The sequence below is a fragment of the Oleispirillum naphthae genome, from assembly GCA_027864655.1.
Classification (GTDB): domain Bacteria; phylum Pseudomonadota; class Alphaproteobacteria; order Rhodospirillales; family Rhodospirillaceae; genus Oleispirillum; species Oleispirillum naphthae.
This window is the reverse complement of the sequence record JAQAZG010000016.1, coordinates 1-20377: the sequence shown is the minus strand read 5'-3', so window position 1 is coordinate 20377 and position 20377 is coordinate 1. Positions and strand designations below refer to the sequence as shown.

General features: G+C 69.2%; 15 protein-coding genes. 9 read left to right on the top strand and 6 right to left on the bottom strand.

The genetic code is table 11. The features are described 5' to 3' along the window. Window positions 1-18: 18 nt before the first annotated feature. The 6 genes from cobN to O7R11_RS14345 form a co-directional block, all read right to left on the bottom strand. Window positions 19-3834 carry a cobaltochelatase subunit CobN gene (gene cobN, locus O7R11_RS14370; RefSeq protein ID WP_337998229.1) on the bottom strand — a complete coding sequence of 1272 codons (3816 nt, stop codon included), beginning with the start codon at window positions 3832-3834 and terminating at the stop codon, window positions 19-21. A gap of 215 nt (window positions 3835-4049) precedes the next feature. After that, on the bottom strand, window positions 4050-4982 hold the full coding sequence (locus O7R11_RS14365) for a 2-hydroxyacid dehydrogenase (RefSeq protein WP_337998228.1): 933 nt from the start codon (window positions 4980-4982) through the stop codon (window positions 4050-4052). Continuing rightward, entirely contained in the window at window positions 4979-6337 is a 1359-nt protein-coding gene (locus O7R11_RS14360) for an aspartate aminotransferase family protein (protein WP_337998227.1), read from the bottom strand. The genes O7R11_RS14365 and O7R11_RS14360 overlap by 4 nt, the downstream gene beginning before the upstream one ends. Continuing rightward, window positions 6334-7419, bottom strand: coding sequence for a phosphotransferase (locus O7R11_RS14355; RefSeq protein WP_337998226.1), 1086 nt, complete (start codon window positions 7417-7419; stop codon window positions 6334-6336). Before O7R11_RS14355 ends, O7R11_RS14360 begins: the two co-directional genes overlap by 4 nt. A gap of 14 nt (window positions 7420-7433) precedes the next feature. After that, window positions 7434-8114: a GntR family transcriptional regulator gene (locus O7R11_RS14350; protein ID WP_337998225.1), complete on the bottom strand. Its 681-nt coding sequence runs from the start codon at window positions 8112-8114 to the stop codon at window positions 7434-7436. Between the two features lie 118 nt (window positions 8115-8232). After that, window positions 8233-9015, bottom strand: a complete 783-nt coding sequence (locus tag O7R11_RS14345; protein WP_337998224.1) for an IclR family transcriptional regulator — start codon at window positions 9013-9015, stop codon at window positions 8233-8235. 105 nt (window positions 9016-9120) lie between these two features. Between O7R11_RS14345 and O7R11_RS14340 the strand changes: the two genes are divergently transcribed. The 9 genes from O7R11_RS14340 (at window position 9121) to O7R11_RS14300 (ending at window position 20203) form a co-directional block, all read left to right on the top strand. Beyond that, window positions 9121-10569 (top strand): amidase, encoded by a 1449-nt coding sequence (locus tag O7R11_RS14340; protein WP_337998223.1) that lies wholly within the window; start codon window positions 9121-9123, stop codon window positions 10567-10569. Beyond that, window positions 10566-11717, top strand: a complete 1152-nt coding sequence (locus O7R11_RS14335; protein ID WP_337998222.1) for a M20/M25/M40 family metallo-hydrolase — start codon at window positions 10566-10568, stop codon at window positions 11715-11717. The genes O7R11_RS14340 and O7R11_RS14335 overlap by 4 nt, the downstream gene beginning before the upstream one ends. 153 nt (window positions 11718-11870) lie before the next feature. After that, window positions 11871-13430 carry an ABC transporter substrate-binding protein gene (locus O7R11_RS14330; protein ID WP_337998221.1) on the top strand — a complete coding sequence of 520 codons (1560 nt, stop codon included), beginning with the start codon at window positions 11871-11873 and terminating at the stop codon, window positions 13428-13430. A gap of 68 nt (window positions 13431-13498) precedes the next feature. Next, entirely contained in the window at window positions 13499-14440 is a 942-nt protein-coding gene (locus O7R11_RS14325) for an ABC transporter permease (RefSeq protein WP_337998220.1), read from the top strand. Window positions 14441-14453: 13 nt separating this feature from the next. Further along, window positions 14454-15269: an ABC transporter permease gene (locus tag O7R11_RS14320; RefSeq protein WP_337998219.1), complete on the top strand. Its 816-nt coding sequence runs from the start codon at window positions 14454-14456 to the stop codon at window positions 15267-15269. Window positions 15270-15274: 5 nt separating this feature from the next. Further along, window positions 15275-16264 carry an ABC transporter ATP-binding protein gene (locus O7R11_RS14315; RefSeq protein ID WP_337998218.1) on the top strand — a complete coding sequence of 330 codons (990 nt, stop codon included), beginning with the start codon at window positions 15275-15277 and terminating at the stop codon, window positions 16262-16264. Window positions 16265-16267: 3 nt separating this feature from the next. Continuing rightward, window positions 16268-17236 (top strand): ABC transporter ATP-binding protein, encoded by a 969-nt coding sequence (locus O7R11_RS14310; RefSeq protein ID WP_337998217.1) that lies wholly within the window; start codon window positions 16268-16270, stop codon window positions 17234-17236. A gap of 39 nt (window positions 17237-17275) precedes the next feature. Continuing rightward, window positions 17276-18541, top strand: a complete 1266-nt coding sequence (locus O7R11_RS14305; protein WP_337998216.1) for an ArgE/DapE family deacylase — start codon at window positions 17276-17278, stop codon at window positions 18539-18541. Between the two features lie 57 nt (window positions 18542-18598). After that, window positions 18599-20203, top strand: coding sequence for a gamma-glutamyltransferase family protein (locus O7R11_RS14300; protein WP_337998215.1), 1605 nt, complete (start codon window positions 18599-18601; stop codon window positions 20201-20203). The last annotated feature ends 174 nt before the right edge of the window (window positions 20204-20377 follow it).

Here is a 20377-nt window from a genome sequence, read left to right as displayed (position 1 = left end):
CCGCCTTTCATCCGCGCGTCATTCCGCCGCGCTCGCCGCGCCATGGACGAGGCTGTCCTCGATCGCGCCCTCCGCCTCCAGCAGCAGGGCTTCCAGGCGCTGCTTGTCGTCGCCCGGGTTCTCCCACATGCCGCGCGCGATCGCCTCGAGCAGGCGCTCGGCGATGTTCTGCATGGCGTAGGGGTTGTGCTTTTTGAAGAAGTCCTGCATCGCCGGGTCGAAGGCGTAGGTCTTCGCCATCTCGGCGTACTGCCAGTCCTCGAGGATTCCCGAGGAGGCGTCCCAGTGGAAGCAGATGTCCACCAGCCGGGAAAGATCGCCCGCGCCCTTGTAGCCGTGGCGCTTCATCCCCTCGATCCACTTCGGATTGAGCACCCGGGTGCGGAAGACGAAGCGCCCCTCCTCATCGGTGGAACGGATGCGCGGCTTGCGCGGGTCCGAGGAATCCCCGGAATAGCTGCGCGCATACTTGCCCGCCGCCGCCTTCACCGCCGCGTTCATGCCGCCGTGGTAGGCGTTGAAATCGGTGCAACTGAAGAGGTCGTATTCGCGGGAGTCCTCGGTCTTGAGCGTCAGGTCGAGCCTGCCCATGCGCTTGCGGAAGTCGTCCTGCCGCGCCTCGCCGTAGACCCCCTCGCCATAGGCGTAGCCCGCCCAGCCGATGTAGATGTCGCCGAGGTCATCGACGTTTTCCCATTGGCCGCTGTCGAGCAGGCCGTCCACCCCCGCGCCGTAGCAGCCCGGCTTGTCGGAATAGACGCGGAAGGCGGCGCGGCGCGCCGCTTCCTCCGCCGGGACGCCCGCCTTGAGCAGTTCGGCGCGGTCCACCGCGACGTTGCGGGCGAGCAGGTTGACCTCTTCCGGCTCGTCCAGCGCCGCGACCATGCGCGCCGCGCCGTCGATCATCTCCATGAGGTTGGGGAAGGCGTCGCGGAAGAAACCCGAGGCGCGCACCGTCACGTCGATGCGCGCATGCGTCAACTCCGCGAGCGGGATCGGCTCCACCCCCTTGACCTTGCCGCTGTCGCGCTCCCACACCGGGCGGACGCCCATCAGGTAGAGGATTTCGGAAACGTCGTCGCCGCGGTTGCGCATCGTCGGGCAGCCCCACAGCACCATGCCCACCTGCTGCGGCGGCCTGCCCTCGTCGGCGGTGTAGCGTGCGATCAGCGCCTCGGCCTGCTTCACCCCGACCTCCCAGGCTTCCCGCGTCGGAATCTTGTACGGGTCCACGGAATAGAAGTTGCGCCCGGTGGGCAGGATGTCGATGCGCCCGCGCGTCGGGTTGCCGGAGCCGCCCGGCGGCACGAAGCGCCCGGCGGCGCCGCGCGCCGCATACTCGATCTCGTCGGTGACGCCGAAGAGCTTGGGACGCACCACGTCGCGCACGAAGGTCAGCACCTCGAGCACCCGCTGCGAGCCGCCGAAGCGGGCCTCCGCCTCCGCCGCGAGCGCCGCGTCGGTCCATTCGCCCGCATCCAGCGCGTCGAAGGCGGCGCGGCTGTCCTGTAGAATCTGCGACAGCACCTGCCCCTTGGTCTTGCCGAGCGCCGCCACCGGATCGCCCGGGTGGTCGCGCAGGTCCTCGCCGTCGAAGCCGCGGGCAGCCGCCACCGCATCCCACAGCGAGGGCACATCGCCGTTGGCGAGGCGGGTGAGGTGCACCATCGTCTCGTTGAAGCGCGCGGGCGGCGGCACCAGGCCCATCACATGCAGGCCGTCGTTGATCGAGGTGAAGTCCACCGTCTCGATGTAGCCGTGCAGCTTGCCCATGAAGCCCTCGGGGTCGGCCTCCGCCTCTTCCCGCGTCATCCCGAGGTCGGCGTCGAGGTGCGCCTCCGCCGCCAGCTCCCACAGCTTCTCGGCGATCAGCGGCACCTTGCCCGGGTCCTCCTGGCGCGCGTGGTAGGCGGACTCCAGCAGGTCCTCGATGCGGGTGAAGGCGTCGGTCTTTCCGGCGTTGGTCTGCGGCGGGATCATATGGTCGAGGATGACGCAATAGGAGCGCCGCTTCGCCTGGGTGCCCTCGCCCGGATCGTTGACGATGTAGGGGTAGAGGTGCGGGATGTCGGCGATCGCCGCATCGGGATAGCAGTCCTGCGACAGGCCCAGGCTCTTGCCCGGCAGCCACTCCAGGGTGCCGTGCTTGCCGATGTGGAAGATCACCTGCGCGCCGAATTCCTCGCGCAGCCAGCGGTAATAGCCGAGGTAGTGGTGCGTCGCGGGCAGATAGGGGTCGTGGATGGTCCGGCCGTCGGGCTGGAGCGCCGGTTCGTCCGCCTCTTCCATGCGGGCGCGCGGCGGCTGCACGCCGATGAACACGTTGCCGTTGACCAGGCCGCCGACCAGCAGCTTGCCTTCATAGTGGAAGGTGACGCCGGGGCACGGCCCCCACTTTTCGTCCATCTCGCGGCGCATCTTTGCGCTGCGCCCGGCGTGCCAGCGTTCGGCGGTGGCGTCGTCGATGCCGCCCACGGCGCGCTCCGCCAGTTGCCTGCCGGAGAGGTAGCGGCGGTCGCCGGTGAGGCGGTCGATCATGGCGAAGGCGAGGTCCTCGCCGCTCTTGAAGGTGCGGTCGATGCGGTAGCCCTCCGCCTTCAGCCGCGCCAGGATCGCCTGCACGCTCTCGAAGGAATCCAGGCCCACGGCGCAGCCCAGGCGGTCGTTGCGCGGCGGATACTGGTGGAAGACGATCGCCACCTTGCGTTCCGCGGGCGGGGTGCGCCGCAGCTTCGCCCAGTTCATCGCCCATTTCACCACATGGGTGCAGCGGTCCGGCACCGGATTGCGCATCAGAAGCCGCGCCCCGGTGGCGGGGTCGATGCCCGCCTCGTCGCGGGTGCCGACCACGGTGCCGATGATCGCGCCGTCGAACTCCGGCTGCGCGGCGTTCACCGAGACGTCCATCGGCGAGACGCCCTGCAGGGTTTCCTCCCACTCGGCGCGCGGGTTGAAGGTGAGGATGAGTTGCAGCACCGGCACGTCGAGGCCGGGCAGGGTCTCCTCCGCCCCCGGCCCGCCCATGCCGAGGGAGAAGCTCATCGGCGACAGCAGCGCCTCGATGAGGGTCTTGCCGTCCTGTTTGAAGAAGGTCTCCGCCAACTGCGCCACCGGCATGTTGCCGATGCCCATGTCGCGGAAGCGCAAGTGGAACACCGGCAGCGGCACGCCGCCCTGCGCCTCGACCTCGGCGATCAGGGCGTCGATCACCGCGAGGTCGCCGTTGATCCAGGCGTACTGGCCGAACCACAGGCCGATCACCGGCGCGCCGGGAACGGCGCGGGCGCGCGCCCAGGCGAGGTAGCCGTCGCGGTCTTTGAGCGCGCCGCTCCACTCCGGGTGATAGATGCCCTCGGTCGGCACCGGCTTGGGGGCCTCCGGCTCCGGCAGGTCCGCGCCGATCTGCCGCGCCGCGGCGATCAGGAGGTTGCGCAGGTTCTCCACGCCGCCGCGCCGGATGTAGGCCTGGCGCAAAACGTACGCCTCGGAGCCGAAATCGCTGCCGAGCGCCTTCGCCATCTCGACTTCCTCCGGCGAGGACATCCCCCCGGCCTGCACGTGCACCAGCTTGCCCGTAGAGGCTTGCGCCAGAACCGCCGTGCCGGGGATCGACTCCGTGCCGCCGTGCGGCAGCAGGAACAGCCCGTCCGCCGCCCGCGCCGTCTCCGCCGCCGCGGCGATGCGCTTGTCGTCGAACAGGTCGTCGCGGGAGCACGCGGCCACGCGGATGCGCTCCGCCGCCGCGGGCGGCAGCGACGCGGCGGCGCGCCCCAGAACCGGCAGATGGGTCGCCGTCGCGTCGATGAAAAACAGCGTCTTGCACGCGTGCGTCATGGATGCCCCCTGTGTGGCGGCCTTGCCCCCGCAACGCCGCCACCCGATCCGGGTCTGGACTTATCGCGGCGGGCCGCCACCCGTCAACAGTTTCGTTATAATGTCACCGGATAATTCCGGCGCGCCACCGGCACGCGGCAGTATGCCCGTTGCCGCCCCGGCGTCAACGCTTTTGTTATACTATAACATCTTGGAACGATGCAGACCGGAGGCGATCAGTAGCCGCAGGCCGGATCGACCGTGCCGCTGACCGCCTCGCCGCGCATGAAGGCACGCATCTTCGCGGCGATCTGCGCCACCGCCTCGCCGCGCAGGGTCGCCGCGGCGACATGCGGCGTCAGCACGATTTTCGGATGAGTCCGGAAGGGATGACCGGGCGGCAAGGGCTCCTCCGCGCAGACGTCCAGCACCGCCCCGGCGAGCCGCCCGCCGCCGAGAGCCGCCAGCAGGTCCTCTTCCACCACATGAGCGCCGCGCGCGACGTTGATGCAAAGGGCATCGGGCAGCAGCGCCGCCAGGGTGTCGCGGCGGATCACCCCCCGCGTATCGTCCGTCAACGGCAGCATGCAGACCAGAATCCGCGTTCCGGCGAGAAACGGCATCAGCCCCTCCTCGCCGCAGAACACCGGAAAAGCCGAATCGCCGCGGGGGGAACGGGTCCACGCCCGCAGCGGAAAGCCGAAACCGCGCAGGGCCTCCGCCACCCGGCGGCCGAGCACGCCGAGGCCGAGAATGCCGACGGGAAAATCGGCGGGGCGGCGCGGCGGGCGCGGACGCCACAGGCCTGCGCGGGCCTGCGCCGCATAGACATCGAATTCCCGCAGATGCGACAGCGCCGCCCAGGTGACGTATTCCGCCATCTGCGCCCCCATGCCCGCATCCTCCAGGCGGATCAGCGGCACGCCGGGCGGCACCCCGGCGGCGAGTGCGCCGTCCACCCCGGCCGCGGCGTTGAACACCGCGCGCAGCCGCGGCTGCGCGGCGAAAAAGTCCTTGGGCGGCATCCACACCACCGCATAATCGGCGGGGGGCCGGCCGGGAGCCCAGGCGGCGACCTCCGCCTCCGGCAGGGCGGCGGCCAGGTCTTCCGCCCAGCGCTCGCTGCCGTGGCCGCCGGTGCAGGCGCAGACGACGCGCGGCGCGCTCATGGCGCAAGCGCGGCCAGCACCGCGTCCATCTCGGTGAGCAGGCGGTCCGCATCCGCGGCGGAGAACACCAGCGGCGGGCGGATCTTCAGCACGTTGCCGTGGAACCCGGTGGCCGAAATCAGCACGCGGCGCTGCCGCAGGGCGTTGACGACCGCCGCGGCAAGAGCGGGCGCGGGCGTCTTGGCGGTGCGGTCCTCCACGATTTCCACGCCGATGTAGAAGCCGGAGCCGCGCACGTCGCCGATGCCCTCGTAGCGCGTCATCATCTCCTTCAGGCCGTCGCGGATGATCCCCCCCACCTTCGCCGCGTTGGCGAGCAGGTTGTCCTCGCGGATCACCGCGAGCGTCGCCCGCGCCGCCGCCATCGCCACCGAGTTGCCGCCGAAGGTATTGAAATAGCGGGTATCGCGGCCGAAGCGTTCGACCACTTCCGGTGCCACGGCGATGCCCGCCACCGGGAAACCGTTGCCCATGGGCTTGCCCATGGTGACGATGTCGGGATCGACGCCGTGGCGCTGGTATCCCCAGAACCGCTCGCCGCTGCGGGTGAACCCGGCCTGCACCTCGTCGGCGACGAACAGCCCGCCCGCGCGGCGCACCGCCTCCGCCACCGGCGCGAGAACGTCGGTGGGATGGGAGAAGATGCCGTCGGAGGAGAACAGCGAATCCGCGATGAAGGCGGCGACGCCGTCGCCGTGGCGCTCCAGATCGGCGATCTGCGCCTCCACCGCCGCAGCCATGCGGCGGCCGATTTCTTCCGGCGGCAGGCGATAGGAATCCGGCGCGGGCACCTGGCGCACCCAGTCGCCGAGCGGCGAGGCGATGCCGAGAGACGGCGAGAAGCCCGCGGTGAGGTACGAGTTTCCGTGATAGGCCTCGGCGGTGATGATGATGCCGCGCTTGCCGGTGTGGTGCTGCGCGATGCGCATGGCGAGGTCGTTGGACTCCGACCCGGTGCAGGTGAACATCGCATGCCCGGAAGCGCCGATGCGCCCGTCGAAGGTGGCGAGCAGTTCCTCCGCATAGTCGAGAATGCCGTCCTGGAGATAGCGGGTGTGGGTGCAGAGCGTCCGCATCTGGCGGTGCACCGCCTCCGCCACCCGCGGGTTGGCGTGGCCGACGGCGACGACGTTGTTGTACGCGTCGAGGTATTCGTTGCCGTCCGCATCGTAGAGGCGCACGCCCTCGCCGCGGCTGATCTGCACCGGCGTGTCGTAGAACAGGCGGTACGCCGGGCCGAGCAGGCGCGTGCGCCGCTCCACCAGGGCGCGGTCGCGCGGGTTCAGGGCCGCGGCCGCATCGGGGTTGAACGCATTGACCATCTTGCCGCGCTGCGGCAGGCCCGGGGTGCTCATGAGGACGATCCTTCGGACAAGAGGAGTTCGGACAGGGCTTCCGGCGTGCGCGCCAGAAGCCATTCCAGTTGCGCCCACCCCTGTTCGGTGTTGCGCAGGATGTATGCGGCGTTTCCGGGGAAGCGCCGGGCCCGCCACAGGGACAAGAGGGCGCGCGCCACGGCGCGGCCCATCACCAGGTGCGGGATCAGGCGCAGTTCCTCCTCCGTGAGGCCGGCGACGCGCAGGTAGCCGCGCAGCAGGTCGCGCCCGGCGGCGAACAGGTCGCCCGCCGGATGTTGCGCCGCATCGCGCGGCAGCTGGTTGAGCAGCGCGGTGGACACGTCGATGGCGACGGCGGTGCGCACCGCATCGCCGAAATCGATGATGCCGGTGACGAACTCCGGCCGGGCGTGATCGACGACGAGGTTGGAGCGGCTGAAATCGTTGTGCAGCACCTGGGTGCGCAACGCCGCGATGCGGCCGGAGAGGGCGCGGAAGCGCTCCATTCCCTCCGTCAGCAGGGATTTGCGGAGGGGAGACTCCACCGCCTCCAGCAACGGATGCAACCCGGCGAGATGCTTGACGTCCCAGGCGAGGACGCGGTTCTCCGCCGGGTGGGCGAACGACGCGGTGGCGAGGCGCAGGCGCGCCAGGACCTCGCCGATGCGTTCCCGCTCGGCGGGCGAGGTCTCCGTGGCGTCGAGCACCGCGCCTTCGAGAAAGGTCATCAGCCGCACCCGGCGCGTCTGCCCCGCGCGGTCGGTGAAGGCCGGGCAGGCGCGGCCGCGCGCATCCGGGATCAGGCGCGGCACCGGGATTTCCGGGTCCTGCCGCGCGATGTGCCGCAGCAGCAGAACTTGCAGTTCGAGTTCCGCGGGAGCCTCGGTCGGGTTGGCGACCTTGAGGATGTAGCGCCGCCCCCCTTCCGCATCGATGCGGAAGGTATCGTCCTTCTCCGTCGCCAGGCGGCTGGGCCGCCCGCTCAGGCCGAAGAGGGCGGCGGCCACCTCCGCGGCTTCCTCTTCCCCCATGACGGCATAGGCGGCGGCCAGGCCGCCCGCATCGACCACCGAAAAATCCCGGTTTCCGCCGTCACGCACGATGCACGCCTCCCTCAATGACCGGCCTTGCGGCGCAGCCACGCGACCAGGCGCATGCCCTCGCTCTCGTTGTGATGCCAGGCCTGCCGCGCCGCGGCCTCGGCGTCGCCGGAAAGCACCGCCTCGGCCACCGCACGGTGCTGGGCGACGATATCGTCCATGCCCTCGGCGACGCAGGTGTTGCTGGTGGCGATGAACAGCCGGACCTGCTGTTCGACCAGGCGGTACTGGCCGGCGAGGCGGGCGTGCCCGGCGGCCTCGACGATGCTGCGGTGCAGGGCGAAGTCGCAGGCGTTGACCTGCTTCAGTCTTTCCTTGGCGCAGGCCGCGAGCAGCGCCTCGTACGCCCGCGCGACGGCGGCGCGCGACGGCGCATCGCCCGACTGCGCGGCAAGGCGCGCGGCAAGGCTTTCCAGTCCGGCGCGCAGGGTCCACAGTTCCCAGACGTCGGTTTCCGTCAATTCCGTCACCTGCCAGCCGGTATAGGGAATCTGCACGACGATTCCCTCCCCCGCCAGGCGGTGCAGGCCGGTGCGCAGGGTGGCGCGCGCCACCCCGATCTGGTCCGCCAGGGCGATTTCGGTGAGGCGCGTCCCCGGCCTGACCCGGCCCGACAGAATGAACTCCCGCAGGCTGTCGGCGGCGCGGTTTTCGATGGACTGGCGGACGACGGGCTTGGGCTGCATCGATTTCATGGCGTACCGTTGGGCCGAAGGATTCCGGGGCTGCGCGCGGCAGGCTAGCACCATTGGCGATTGTCAACAATATTCCGGCGCGCGCGGCGGCGCGATTCTTGGCCGCAGGTGCGGGAGGCTAGAGCCCGGAAATCGCGGCGGCGACCTGGAACAACTGCGGCACCAGCTCTTCGACCACCCGCTCCTCCGTCCACTCGTCGCTGCTCATCACCAGATTGATCGCGGCGATCGGCTGACGCCGCGAATCGTAGACCACCTTGCCGATGCCGAGCTGCCCGGGCAGCACCTGGTCGCGGGTGAAGGCGTAGCCCTGTGCCCGCGCCTTTTCGATCTCGGCGCGCAACTCCGCCGGTCCGGTCAGGGTATGGGCGGTGAAGGCGATCTTCGGCTCGGCGAGAATCTCGCCGATGCGGTCGTCGGGCAGGTGCGACAGGAAGGCCCGCCCCGCGCTGTTGCAGAAGGCCGGCACCCGGCGCCCGGGAAGGGTTTCCACGAACTTGAGGCTGCGGTGCGGCAGCCGCACGATATAGATCACGTCGCTGCCCGAGAGCAGGCTCAGGTTCATCGGCAGGCCGTGCTTCTCGTGCGCCATCACCATGTGCGGCATCGCCCGCGCCACCAGGGGACTGCTGCACAGGAACAGGTAGCCCAGTTCCAGCGCCGCCACGGTCAGGCGGTAGCGGCGGCTTTGCGGGTCCTTTTGCAGGTAGCCGAGGGCCTCCCAGGTGTGGGTGAAGCGTTGCACCGCGCTCAGGCTCAGGCCGGTCTTGTGCGTGAGTTCGGTCAGGCTGGCCGACTCCCCCGCGCCGCGGAACGCCTCCAGCACCTGCACCGCCTTGGCCACCGAATTGACGAACAGGAAATCCTTTTTGCCGTCACCCGTTTCCAGCGAACCGGACATTTCCCCTCCCCTGAATCCCGCACGCGCGGGCCCGCGTCTTGACTCCATCCCGTCACCCCGGTATTTTATATTATGACAAAAACTATCACAATACGATAATTTATCATGACCGCTCTCTCCGCCGACATCCAGGCTTTCTGCCGCCGCCCCGCCGCCGAGATCCTGGCCGACATCCGCTCCGGGCGCGTCAGCGCCCGCGAAACCATGGAGGCGCACCTCGCCTGCATCGCCGCGTGGAACCCCGCGGTCAACGCCATCGTCACCCTGGTTGCGGAAGACGCCCTGCGCGCCGCCGCCGCGGCCGACGCGGCGCAGGCCCGCGGCGAGCCCCTCGGCCCGCTGCACGGCCTGCCGGTGGCGCACAAGGATTCCTTCTCGACCAAGGGGCTGCGCACCACCTTCGGCTCCCGCGTGTTCGCCGACAACGTTCCCGCCTGCGACAGCATCGTGGTCGAACGGCAGCGCCGCGCCGGGGCGGTGACGGTCGGCAAGACCAACCTCCCCGAATTCGGGGCGGGGTCCCAGACCTTCAACGCGCTGTTCGGGGCGACGCGCAACCCCTACGACCTGGGCAAGACCCCGGGCGGCAGCAGCGGCGGCTCGGCGGCGGCGCTGGCCTGCGGCATGGTGGCGCTCGCCGACGGCAGCGACATGGGCGGCTCCCTGCGCAACCCTGCGAGCTTCTGCAACGTCGTCGGGCTCCGCCCCGCGGTCGGGCGCGTGCCGCAATGGCCTGCAGCCGACCCGTTCGGCGGCCTCACCGTCGCCGGACCGATGGGACGGACCGTGACCGACGTTGCGCTCCTCCTCTCGGTGCTCGCCGGAGAGGACCCGCGCGACCCGGTTTCGCTGCCGGGCGACGGCGCCGCGTTCGCCCAGTCCCTGGAACGCGGCTTCCGCGGCTGCCGCATCGCCTTCAGCGAGGACCTCGGCCTGCCGGTGGCCGCCGATGTGCGCGCGGCGACGCGCGCCTGCGTGCCGGTGTTCGAGGACATCGGCTGCATCGTGGAGGCGGCGACGCCGGACTTCCGCGGCGCGGCGGAGAGCTTCCAGGCGCTGCGCGGCCTCGCCTTCGCCTCCGGCTACGGCGGCCTGCTCCCCCGGTGCCGCGGCGTGCTCAAGGACACGGTGGTGTGGAACATCGAGTACGGGCAGACCCTCACCGGCAGCGACGTCGCCGCCGCCGGACTGGCGCGCGCCGCCCTGGTGCAGCGCATGCGCAGCTTCATGGAAACCCATGAGTTCCTCGTCGCCCCGGTGAGCCAGGTCGCCCCCTTCCCGGTGGAGGAGGAATACATCCGCAACATCGAGGGGGTGGACATGCCCACCTACATCGACTGGATGCGCTCCGCCTTCTACATCTCCCTCTCCGGCCATCCGGCGATTTCCGTCCCCTTCGGGTTCACCCCCGAAGGGCTGCCCGTCGGCATCCAGATCGTCGGCCGCCACCGCGACGAGATCGGCGTCCTGCGGCTCGCTTATGCGGTGGAACGCGCGGTCGGCGCGTGGCGCGCCGCGCCGCGCCTCCCCCCGGAGGAACGGGAAGCCCGATGACCGACGCCGACGAGACCCGGGCGCTGATCGAAGGCATCGCCGCATGGGCCGAATTCGAAACCCCGTCGAACCGTCCCGAGGCCGTCGAGGCGCTGATGCGCCACGTGCAGGAACGCTTCGCCGCCCTCGGCGCCGCGATGGAGTGCCCCCGCCCCGACCCCGGGACGGCGCGCATCGTCATCGCGCGCTTCAACGCCGGAGCGCCCGGCCGCCGCATCATGATCCTCGGCCACCTCGACACCGTGCATCCGCTCGGCGCCAAGGACGGCCCGCTGCCGATCCGCGTCGAGGACGGCCGCCTCTACGGCCCGGGCGTGCTCGACATGAAGGGCGGCAACTATCTCGCCTACCATGCGCTGAAGACCCTCGTCGCCGAGGGCCGCCTGCCGTCCGTGCCGATCACCGTGATGCTGGTGCCGGACGAAGAGCGCGGCAGCCCGGTGTCCCGCCCGCTGATCGAAGCGGAGGCGAAGCGCCACGACTGCGTTCTGGTGCCCGAACCGGCGCGCAGCGGCTATACCGTGACCGGACGCTTCGCCTTCGCCCGCTACGGCCTGGTCACCCACGGCCGCCCGGCCCATGCCGGGGCCGACAACCTTGCCGGAAAAAGCGCGATTCGCGCCATGGCCCGCCTGATCGAGGAGATCGAGAGCCAAACCGACATGACGCGGCTGATCTCCTACAGCGTCGGCGTCGTCCACGGCGGCGAGTTTTCCAACGTCGTGCCGCCGTCCTGCCGGGCGGAGGTGCTGGCGGTGGCCGACAGCGCCGAAAACCTCGCCGAGGTCCACCGCCGGATGGCGGAGCTGCGCTCGCCGATTCCCGAGGTGACGCTCTCCGTCGAGCCCGGCCCGGAACGCCCCCTCTTCCTGCCCGGACCCGGCACCATGGCGCTCTACCGCCTGGCGGAAAGCCTCGCCGCGGACCTCGGGCTCGCCCTCAAGCACCGCGTTTCCGGCGGCGGCAGCGACGGCAACTTCACCGGCGCGCTGGGCGTGCCCACCCTCGACGGCCTGGGCCCGGCGGGCGAAGGCCCCCACACCCACGGCGAACACATCGACCTCGATTCCCTGGCGGCGCGCGCCCGGCTGTTCGAACGCCTGATCGCCGCCATCGCCGCGGACGCCACGGAGCTCTCCCTTCCCTGACGAAGCGGCGGCAAGATTTCCGTTGCATCCGGCGAATACGCTGGTACACTTGAAACAACAATAATTATTATCGCATGCCAATATAATGCTGGCGAGGCGGTTCCCCGGGAGGTTTCCTACCATGAGTCACCAAATCAAGGAGACTGGGGCATTATGTTCACGCGTGCGATTACACGTGCCGCCCACGGCGTTCTCGTGGGCCTCTTCCTTGCAACCGCCGGCCTGGGTTCGGCCCAGGCTGCGCCGAAAGTCGGCGGCACGCTGACTTTCGGTCTCCCCACCGACCTCACCAAGCTCGACCCGCACAAAAGCTCGGCTTTCGTCGATACCACCATCCTGATGCACGTGGTCGAGCCGCTCGTCACCTACAACAAGAAGCTCGAAATCCGCCCGCTCCTGGCGGACAGCTGGAAGTTCTCCGCCGACTACACCTCGCTCACGATGAATCTGGCGAAGGGCAAGACCTTCCATAACGGCCGCGAGATGGTCGCCGACGACGTGGTGTGGTCGTTCAAGCGTCTGCTCGACCCCGAGACCAAGAACCCCAAGCGCAGCCTGTTCGAGAACATCGCCAAGGTGACCGCGCTCGACGCCCACACCGTGCGCTTCGACCTCGCCAAGCCGCAACCCGGGTTCCTGCACGTTCTCGCCAACGCCAATCCGATTCCGGCGATCCTGCCGAAGGAGACGGTCGATGCGGACGGCAACATCACCAAGCTGATCGGCACCGGCCCCTTCCAGTTCGTCGAATGGAAGCCGACCCAGTACATCGAACTCAAGCGCTACGCCGCCTACAAGTCCCCGGCCGGGCCGAAGGACGGCCTCTCCGGCGACCGCACCCCCTACATCGACACCCTCAAGATGGTGCCGGTGAGCGAGGAGAACGTCGCCGTCATGGCCCTCCTCAACAAGGAGATCGACGTCCTCCAGTACTTCCCGGCGAAGTACGTGGAAAAGTACAACAAGCAGTACTCGAAGCAGGGCATGGTGCTTTCCGAAGTGCCCGGCATGAGCTGGTACCAGGTGTTCTTCGGTCTCAACAAGCCGGTCACCGACAACCCGGACTTCCGCCGCGCCGTCGCCTATGCGCTCGACCTCGACGAGATCACCCGCGCCGCCTACATGGGCCACGCCCTGGTCAATCCCTCGGTGATCCCGGCCCAGAGCGGCTATTACACCAAGGCCCAGAAGACCTGGGTCTCCAAGGACCTCAAGAAGGCCAAGGCGCTTCTGAAGAAGGCGGGCTACAAGGGCGAGGAGGTCGTCATCGACACCACCAAGAACTACGCCCCGATGTACAAGCAGGCGATCGCCATGCAAAGCCAGATGGCCGCCGCCGGGATCAACGCCAAGGTCAACGTCCTGGAATGGCCGGTCCTGCTGAAACGGCTCTACGGCAAGGACTTCCAGATGCTGAGCTTCGGCATCGGCCCCAAGCCCGACCCGGTCTCCGCCTACAACTATCTGCGTCTCAGCAGCGCCTTCGACGTCTACCCGGAGATCAAGGCCCTGGTGGACAAGGCGGACTCCACCGACGACGACGCCCTGCGCCGGGATCTGTTCGACAAGATCCACCTCAAGACGCTCGATACCGTGCCGTGGATCGAGTTCTACAACTACAACTATCTCAACGCCTATCGCGATTACGTGAAGGGCTACGAGACCCTGAGCATCGGTCTGCCCGTGCTGTGGGGCGTCTGGCTGGACAAGTAGGACGCATGCGGATTTCCGCGGCGCGCCGCCGCGGAAATCCTCCCCCCGGTCAAGGATGACGCGTACCGATGCTGGCTTATTTTCTCAAACGAACCGTCCTGATGGTGCCGACGCTGCTGCTCGTCGCGCTGATGGTGTTTCTTCTCGTCCACCTGATCCCCGGCGATCCGGCGATCGTCATGGTGGGCGCGGAAGCCGACCCCGCGGCGATCGAGAACATCCGCCGCTCCCTCGGGCTCGACCAGCCCCTGCCGATCCAGTTCATCGACTGGTTCGGGCGGCTGCTCTCCGGCGATTTCGGCAAATCCATCACCTCCGGCATTCCGGTTCTGGAAACCATTCTCGAGCGCTTCCCCACCACCTTGGTGCTGACCACGCTGGCGATGCTGTTCTCCGTCGCCATCGCCATTCCCTCCGGCGTGCTCGCCGCCAAGTTCCGCAACACCGGCAAGGACTACCTGTTCATGCTGGTGTCGCTGATCGGCGTTTCGGTGCCCGGCTTCTGGCTCGGCCTGATGGGTCTCCTGGTGTTCTCGGTGCAGCTCGGCTGGTTCCCCTCCTCCGGATACGTGCCGGTCTGGCAGGACTTCTGGCAGGGGCTCAACTACATGACCCTGCCGTCGATCACCCTCGGCTTCTTCATGGCGGCGGTGGTGGCCCGGATGACGCGCTCCTCGATGCTCGAGGTGATGCGCCTGGAATACGTCACCCACGCGCGCGCCAAGGGACTCTCCGAGTGGACGGTGCTGCTCAAGCACGCGCTCAAGAACGCCTTCGCCCCGACTCTCACCACCATCGGCATCCAGTACGGCATGCTGCTCGGCGGCGCGGTGGTCACCGAGACGGTGTTCGGCCTGCCCGGCCTCGGGCGCTTCGTGGTGCAGTCGATCTACGGCCGCGATTACCCGGCGGTGCAGGGATGCATCCTGTTCATCGCCCTGGTCTACATGTTCGTCAACCTCGCCGTCGATGTCCTCTACAAGGTCTTCGACCCGCGGGTGAAGTTCTAGGAGGATCTCCACGATGGCACGCTTCTGGGCCAACAAGGCCGGCGTCGCAGGGCTGGCGATCATCGTGGTCTGCATCCTCGTCGCGATCTTCGCGCCGTTGCTCGCCCCCCACGACCCGCTCGCCATCGACATTTCGCTACAGGGCATGGAGCCGTCCGAAGCCTATCCCTTCGGCAACGACGAGTTCGGCCGCGACATCCTCAGCCGGGTGATCTACGGCGCGCGCATCTCGCTCGGCATCAGCCTGTTCTCGGTGATCTTCTCCCTCGGCCTCGGGGTGGTCCTCGGGGCGGTGGCGGGGTTCTACGGCCGCGGCATCGACAACGCGATCATGCGGGTGATGGATGCGACCATGGCGTTTCCCGCGATCCTGCTCGCCATCGCCATCGTCGCCGCGATGGGCAGCAACATGTTCAACGTGGTGATCGCGCTGGGCATCGTCTACGTGCCGCGCTTCGCCCGGATCATCCGCGGCGCGGTGATCTCGCTGAAGACGCGGGAATTCGTCGAGGCGGCGATCTCGCTCGGCGCGAGCGACGTCGCGATCATCTTCCGCCACATCCTGCCCAACTGCCTCGCCCCCCTGATCGTCCAGGCGACGGCGGGTTTCGCCTACGCCATCCTGGCGGAATCCTCGCTCAGCTTCCTCGGCCTCGGGGCGCCGCCACCGGCGCCGTCGTGGGGAAATATCCTGAGCGAGTCCAAGGACTTCATGCTCGATAACCCGATGATGACGGTCTATCCGGGACTTGCGATCACCTTCGCCGTCCTGGGGTTCAACCTGCTCGGCGATGCGCTCCGCGACATCCTCGACCCGCGACTCAAGTGACAGCCATGTTTCCCGTCCTGAAAATCGACGACCTGCAGACCCACTTCTTCACCCGCACCGGCATCGCCAAGGCGATCGACGGCGTCGGCTTCCACATCGACAAGGGCGAGATCGTCTGCGTGGTCGGCGAGTCCGGGTGCGGCAAGAGCATGACGGCGCTCTCGGTCCTGCGCCTGGTGCCGCATCCGGGGCGCATCGTCGGCGGCGAAATCTGGCTCGACGGACAGAACCTGATGGCGTTCTCGGAACGCGAGATGCGCGAAGTGCGCGGCGACCGCGTCTCGATGATCTTCCAGGAGCCGATGGTCTCGCTCAATCCGGCGTTCACCATCGGCAACCAGCTGATCGAGGCGGTGCGCGTCCACCGCAAGGCGTCCCGCGCCGAGGCGTGGGAGCGCTCGGTCGAGATGCTGCGCCGGGTCGATCTGCCCTCCCCCGAGGCCCGGATGAACGCCTACCCCCACGAGCTTTCCGGCGGCATGCGCCAGCGCGTGATGATCGCCGAGGCGCTGCTCCTCGACCCGGTGCTGCTGCTCGCCGACGAGCCCACCACCGCCCTCGACGTCACGGTCCAGGCGCAGGTGCTCGACGTGATGGTGCGCGCCGCCCGGGAATCCGGCACCGCGGTGATGATGATCACCCACAACCTCGCGGTGGTGAGCGAAATCGCCGACCGCGTGGTGGTGATGTATGCCGGGCGCGTGGTCGAACAGGGCACCACCGAGGAAATCTTCACCCGCCCGGCCCATCCCTACACGCAGGGCCTGCTGCGCGCCATTCCCACGCTTTCCACCGCAGCGGAAGACGACGCGCCGCGGCAACCGCTCTACGAGATGGGCGGCCTGGTGCCGAGCCTGACCGACCTGCCGCCGGGATGCGCCTTCTGCCCGCGCTGCTCCGCCGCGATCGATCTCTGCGCGGCGCAGAAGCCGCCCGCCTTCCCCCTGGGCGAAACCCATGCCGCGGCCTGCTGGCTGCGCCGGACGGAGGGCTGAGACATGGCGGATATCCTGGCCGTCGAAAACCTGCAAAAGCACTTCGAGTACGGCGGCGGGCTGCTGCGCAAGCCGAGGCTGGTGCGCGCCGTCGATGGGGTCAGCTTTTCCGTGCGCGAGGGCGAAACCATCGGCCTAGTGGGCGAATCCGGGTGCGGCAAATCGACCACCGGCCGTCTGGCGATGCGCCTGATCGACGCCACGGCGGGCAGCATCCGTTTCGCCGGCGCCGACATCACCCGCCTGGGAGGGCGGCCCCTGAAGACCCTGCGCGCGCAGATGCAGATGATCTTCCAGGACCCGCATTCCTCCCTCGATCCGCGGATGAAGGTCGGCGACCTGATCGGCGAGGGCTTGCGCCTGTTCCCCGAAATCGACGCGGCGGCGCGCGCCGGGCGGATCGCCGAAGCGATGGAGCGCGTCGGCCTGCGCCCCGAGCATGCCGACCGCTACCCGCACGAATTTTCCGGCGGACAGCGCCAGCGCATCGGCATCGCCCGCGCCATCGTGATGACGCCGAAGCTGGTGGTCGCCGACGAGCCGGTCTCCGCCCTCGACGTGTCGATCCAGGCGCAGGTGATCAACCTGCTGGAGCGCCTGCGCTCCGACCTCGGCCTGTCGTACCTGTTCATCTCCCACGACCTCGGCGTGGTCGAACACATCAGCGACCGCATCGTCGTGATGTACCTCGGCCGGGTGGTCGAATTCGCCGATTGCCGCGCGATCTTCCGCCACCCCCGCCACCCCTACACCAAGACCCTGATTTCCGCGATCCCGATCCCGCGGTTCGGCGTGAAGCGCGAACGCATCCCCCTCACCGGAGAGGTGCCCAGCCCCCTCGATCCGCCGTCCGGGTGCCACTTCCACCCGCGCTGCCCGTTCGCGCGCGAACGCTGCCGCACCGAGACGCCGCCGTTCCGCCGGCTTTCGGACGGGCATTGGATCGCCTGTCACCATCCCCTCGAAGATTGAGGCCGGAGTCTCCCGGCAATCGGTTTTGTGCAAGGACGCATGATGGATTCTGAACTCTCCACACGGATCATGAAGGCGGTCGATGCGAACTTCGACCGTCAGATCGCGTTTCTCTCCGCTCTCGTCGCCTGCCCGTCGCTGCGCGGCCGGGAGCAATCGGCGCAGGACCTGATGGCCGAAGCGATGGGCGGCCTCGGCCTCGCCATCGACAGGTGGGAGATGGATGCCGACCGGCTCCGCGCCCTTCCCGGCTTCTCGCCGGTGGAGACGCCCTATGCGGAGGCCGTCAACATCGCCGGGGTTCACCGCCCGCAGCGCCGCAAGGGCCGCAGCCTGATCCTCAACGGCCATGTCGATGTGGTGCCCGCCGGTCCTCTCGACAAATGGACGTCGCCGCCGTTCTCGGCGCGGGTCGAAGACGGCTGGATGTACGGGCGCGGCGCCGCCGACATGAAGGGCGGCGTCTCCGCCATGATCTACGCCCTCGAAGCCCTGCGCAGCGCCGGGGGAAGCCCCGCCGCCGAGGTCTGCGTGCAGTCGGTGATCGAGGAGGAGTGCACCGGCAACGGCGCTCTGGCCTGCGTCGCGCGCGGCTACCGCGCCGATGCGGTGCTGATTCCCGAACCGCGCGGCGAGGCGGTCACCTCGGCGCAGCTCGGGGTGATGTGGCTGCGCATCACCGTGCGCGGCCGCCCCGCCCACGTCCGCGAGGCCGAGATCGGCGCCAACGCGATCGAGGCGGTGTTTCCGCTGCTGCAGGCGCTGCACCGCCTGGAGGACGCCTGGAACGCGCCGGAACGCCGCCACCCGGCGTTCGCCGCGCTGCCGCATCCGGTCAACTTCAACGTCGGGCGGATCAAAGGCGGCGACTGGCCTTCCAGCGTGCCCGCGTGGTGCACCTTCGAGGTGCGCGTCGCGGTCTATCCGGGGCAACCCCTCGCCGAGGCGCAAGCGGAAATCGAGGCCTGCCTGCGCGAGGCCGGGGCCGGGCTCGGCGGGCTCGACATCGCCTACCACGGCTTCATGGCCGAGGGCTACGAGCTCACCGGCGCGGACGACGCGCTCGGGGCGCTGGAGAGGGCGCACCGCGCCGTCAACGATGCGCCGCTCGCCTCCGTGCCCACCACCGCCTGCACCGACGCCCGCTTCTACGGCCTCTACGGCGGCATGCCGTCCCTCGTCTACGGCCCGAAGGGCGCGGCGATCCACGGCTTCGACGAACGCCTGGACCTCGAATCCCTGCGCCGCGTCACGCAGTCGATGGCCCTGTTCATCGCCGAATGGTGCGGTCTGGAGGCCGCCTGAATCCATCCCGTTCTTTCCACCCTCGCCCCATGAGACGGGGAACGCATGAGGTCGAAAATGCCGCAATCAACCGGAATTCCCTCGCTGTGCAGCCCCAATCTCAGCCGCGCGGCGGCACCGCACAAGGCGGCGGTGCGCTGCCCCGGAGGGGTCGTGGTCAGCCACAACCGCGCCGCCTCGGAAATCGGCGCGCGCATTCTGGAAGACGGCGGCAACGCGGTCGATGCGGCGGTCGCCACGGCGTTCGCCGTGGGCGTGGCCGAACCCTGGATGAGCGGCATCGGCGGCGTCGGCGGCATGCTGATCCACCGCGCCGAGACCGGCGACGTGGTCGGCATCGACTTCATGGGCCGCGCCCCCCGCGCCCTCGACCCGCGCACGTTTCCGCCTCTCGCCGAAGGCCGCGACAGCGACCTGTTCGGCTGGCCCGCGGTGGAGGGCGACCGCAACCGCATCGGCGCGGCCGCGGCGATCGTTCCGGGCGACTGCGCCGGGCTCGGCCTCGCCCTCGAAAGGTTCGGCACCCTGCCGTGGAGGCGCGTCGTCGAGCCCGCCCTGGCGCTGGCCGCGCGCGGCATGAACATCGACTGGTACACCAGCGTCATCGTCGCCTCCGCCGCGGCGGACCTCGGCCGCTTTCCCTCCAGCCGCGAGGTCTTTCTGCCCGGCGGGCTGGTCCCCGCGCCGACCCCCGCCGCGGCGGGGCCGACGCCGCGCACCCTCGCCAATCCCCGCCTCGTCGAGACCTTGTCGCACCTGGCCGAGAACGGACCGCGCAGCTTCTACGAAGGGGAGCTCGCGGCCTCCATCGCCGATGACGTGCGCGACCTCGGCGGCAGCCTCGATTGCGACGACCTGTCCGCCTATCGGGCGCAAGCGGTCGCCCCGGCGCGCATCTCCTACCGCGGCTGCGCCGTCTCCCTGCTGCCCGAACTCAACGGCGGGCTGACCCTGGGGCGGGCGCTGCTGGAACTCGAACGGCGCTTCGACCCGGGGCGCGCCGCCGACGGCGGCGACGTGCTGACCGCCTATGTCAACAGCCTCAACGCCGCGTGGCAGGACCGCTTCTCCCGCATGGGCGACGCCGGCGGCGGGCGCGACCTCGGCTGCACCACCCACCTCAGCGTCATCGACCGTCACGGCAACCAGGTGGCCCTCACCCACACCCTGCTCTCGGGTTTCGGTTCCCGCCTCGTCCTGCCGCGTTCGGGCATTCTCCTCAACAACGGCATGTATTGGTTCGACCCGCGCCCCGGCCACGTCAACAGCATCGCGCCGGGCAAACGGCCGCTGTGCAACATCTGCCCCGCGGTGGTGCGCGGCGGCCTCGGCACCCTGGCGATCGGCGGCGCGGGCGGGCGCAGAATCGTCCCTGCGGTGCTTCAGGTGATCTCACGCATGGCGGACTTCGGGTTGCCGCTCGAAGAGGCGATGAACGCGCCGCGCATCGACGCCAGCGGCACGCCGTGGGTGATCGCCGATCCCGCCTTCGGCGTCGAAACCCTGGAGAAACTCGCCCGCACCGCCGACGTGATCATCGCCGACCATGCCGCCTATCCGATCAACTTCGCCGTTCTCGGCGCCACCCTGGCGCACGGCGCGGCGCGCATCGGCAAGGCCGACCCCATCCACCCCTGGGCGGAGGCGGTCGGCGTGCGCTAGGAAACCGCGCTCCCCGGAAGGCTGAAAGCTCCGCCCGGTCAGGCGCGCGCGGAAAAAACGAAGGCGGCCATCATCGGGCTCCAGTCTCCACCGGATGGTAAGCGTCGTCTGACGGCTACGGATTGGGCTTGAGCTTTCCTCGGCGTCGGTTTGCGAACTTGGCGAGGGCCTTGT

What these genes read in the sequence shown, in the direction of transcription:
- O7R11_RS14305 (WP_337998216.1), top strand. Translation starts at nt 17,276, where the DNA reads ATGATGGATTCTGAACTCTCCACACGGATCATGAAGGCGGTCGATGCG.
- O7R11_RS14335 (WP_337998222.1), top strand. Translation starts at nt 10,566, where the DNA reads ATGACCGACGCCGACGAGACCCGGGCGCTGATCGAAGGCATCGCCGCA.
- O7R11_RS14365 (WP_337998228.1), bottom strand. Translation starts at nt 4,982, where the DNA reads ATGAGCGCGCCGCGCGTCGTCTGCGCCTGCACCGGCGGCCACGGCAGC.
- O7R11_RS14310 (WP_337998217.1), top strand. Translation starts at nt 16,268, where the DNA reads ATGGCGGATATCCTGGCCGTCGAAAACCTGCAAAAGCACTTCGAGTAC.
- O7R11_RS14350 (WP_337998225.1), bottom strand. Translation starts at nt 8,114, where the DNA reads ATGAAATCGATGCAGCCCAAGCCCGTCGTCCGCCAGTCCATCGAAAAC.
- O7R11_RS14330 (WP_337998221.1), top strand. Translation starts at nt 11,871, where the DNA reads ATGTTCACGCGTGCGATTACACGTGCCGCCCACGGCGTTCTCGTGGGC.
- O7R11_RS14325 (WP_337998220.1), top strand. Translation starts at nt 13,499, where the DNA reads ATGCTGGCTTATTTTCTCAAACGAACCGTCCTGATGGTGCCGACGCTG.
- O7R11_RS14315 (WP_337998218.1), top strand. Translation starts at nt 15,275, where the DNA reads ATGTTTCCCGTCCTGAAAATCGACGACCTGCAGACCCACTTCTTCACC.
- O7R11_RS14360 (WP_337998227.1), bottom strand. Translation starts at nt 6,337, where the DNA reads ATGAGCACCCCGGGCCTGCCGCAGCGCGGCAAGATGGTCAATGCGTTC.
- cobN (WP_337998229.1), bottom strand. Translation starts at nt 3,834, where the DNA reads ATGACGCACGCGTGCAAGACGCTGTTTTTCATCGACGCGACGGCGACC.
- O7R11_RS14300 (WP_337998215.1), top strand. Translation starts at nt 18,599, where the DNA reads ATGCCGCAATCAACCGGAATTCCCTCGCTGTGCAGCCCCAATCTCAGC.
- O7R11_RS14340 (WP_337998223.1), top strand. Translation starts at nt 9,121, where the DNA reads ATGACCGCTCTCTCCGCCGACATCCAGGCTTTCTGCCGCCGCCCCGCC.
- O7R11_RS14320 (WP_337998219.1), top strand. Translation starts at nt 14,454, where the DNA reads ATGGCACGCTTCTGGGCCAACAAGGCCGGCGTCGCAGGGCTGGCGATC.
- O7R11_RS14345 (WP_337998224.1), bottom strand. Translation starts at nt 9,015, where the DNA reads ATGTCCGGTTCGCTGGAAACGGGTGACGGCAAAAAGGATTTCCTGTTC.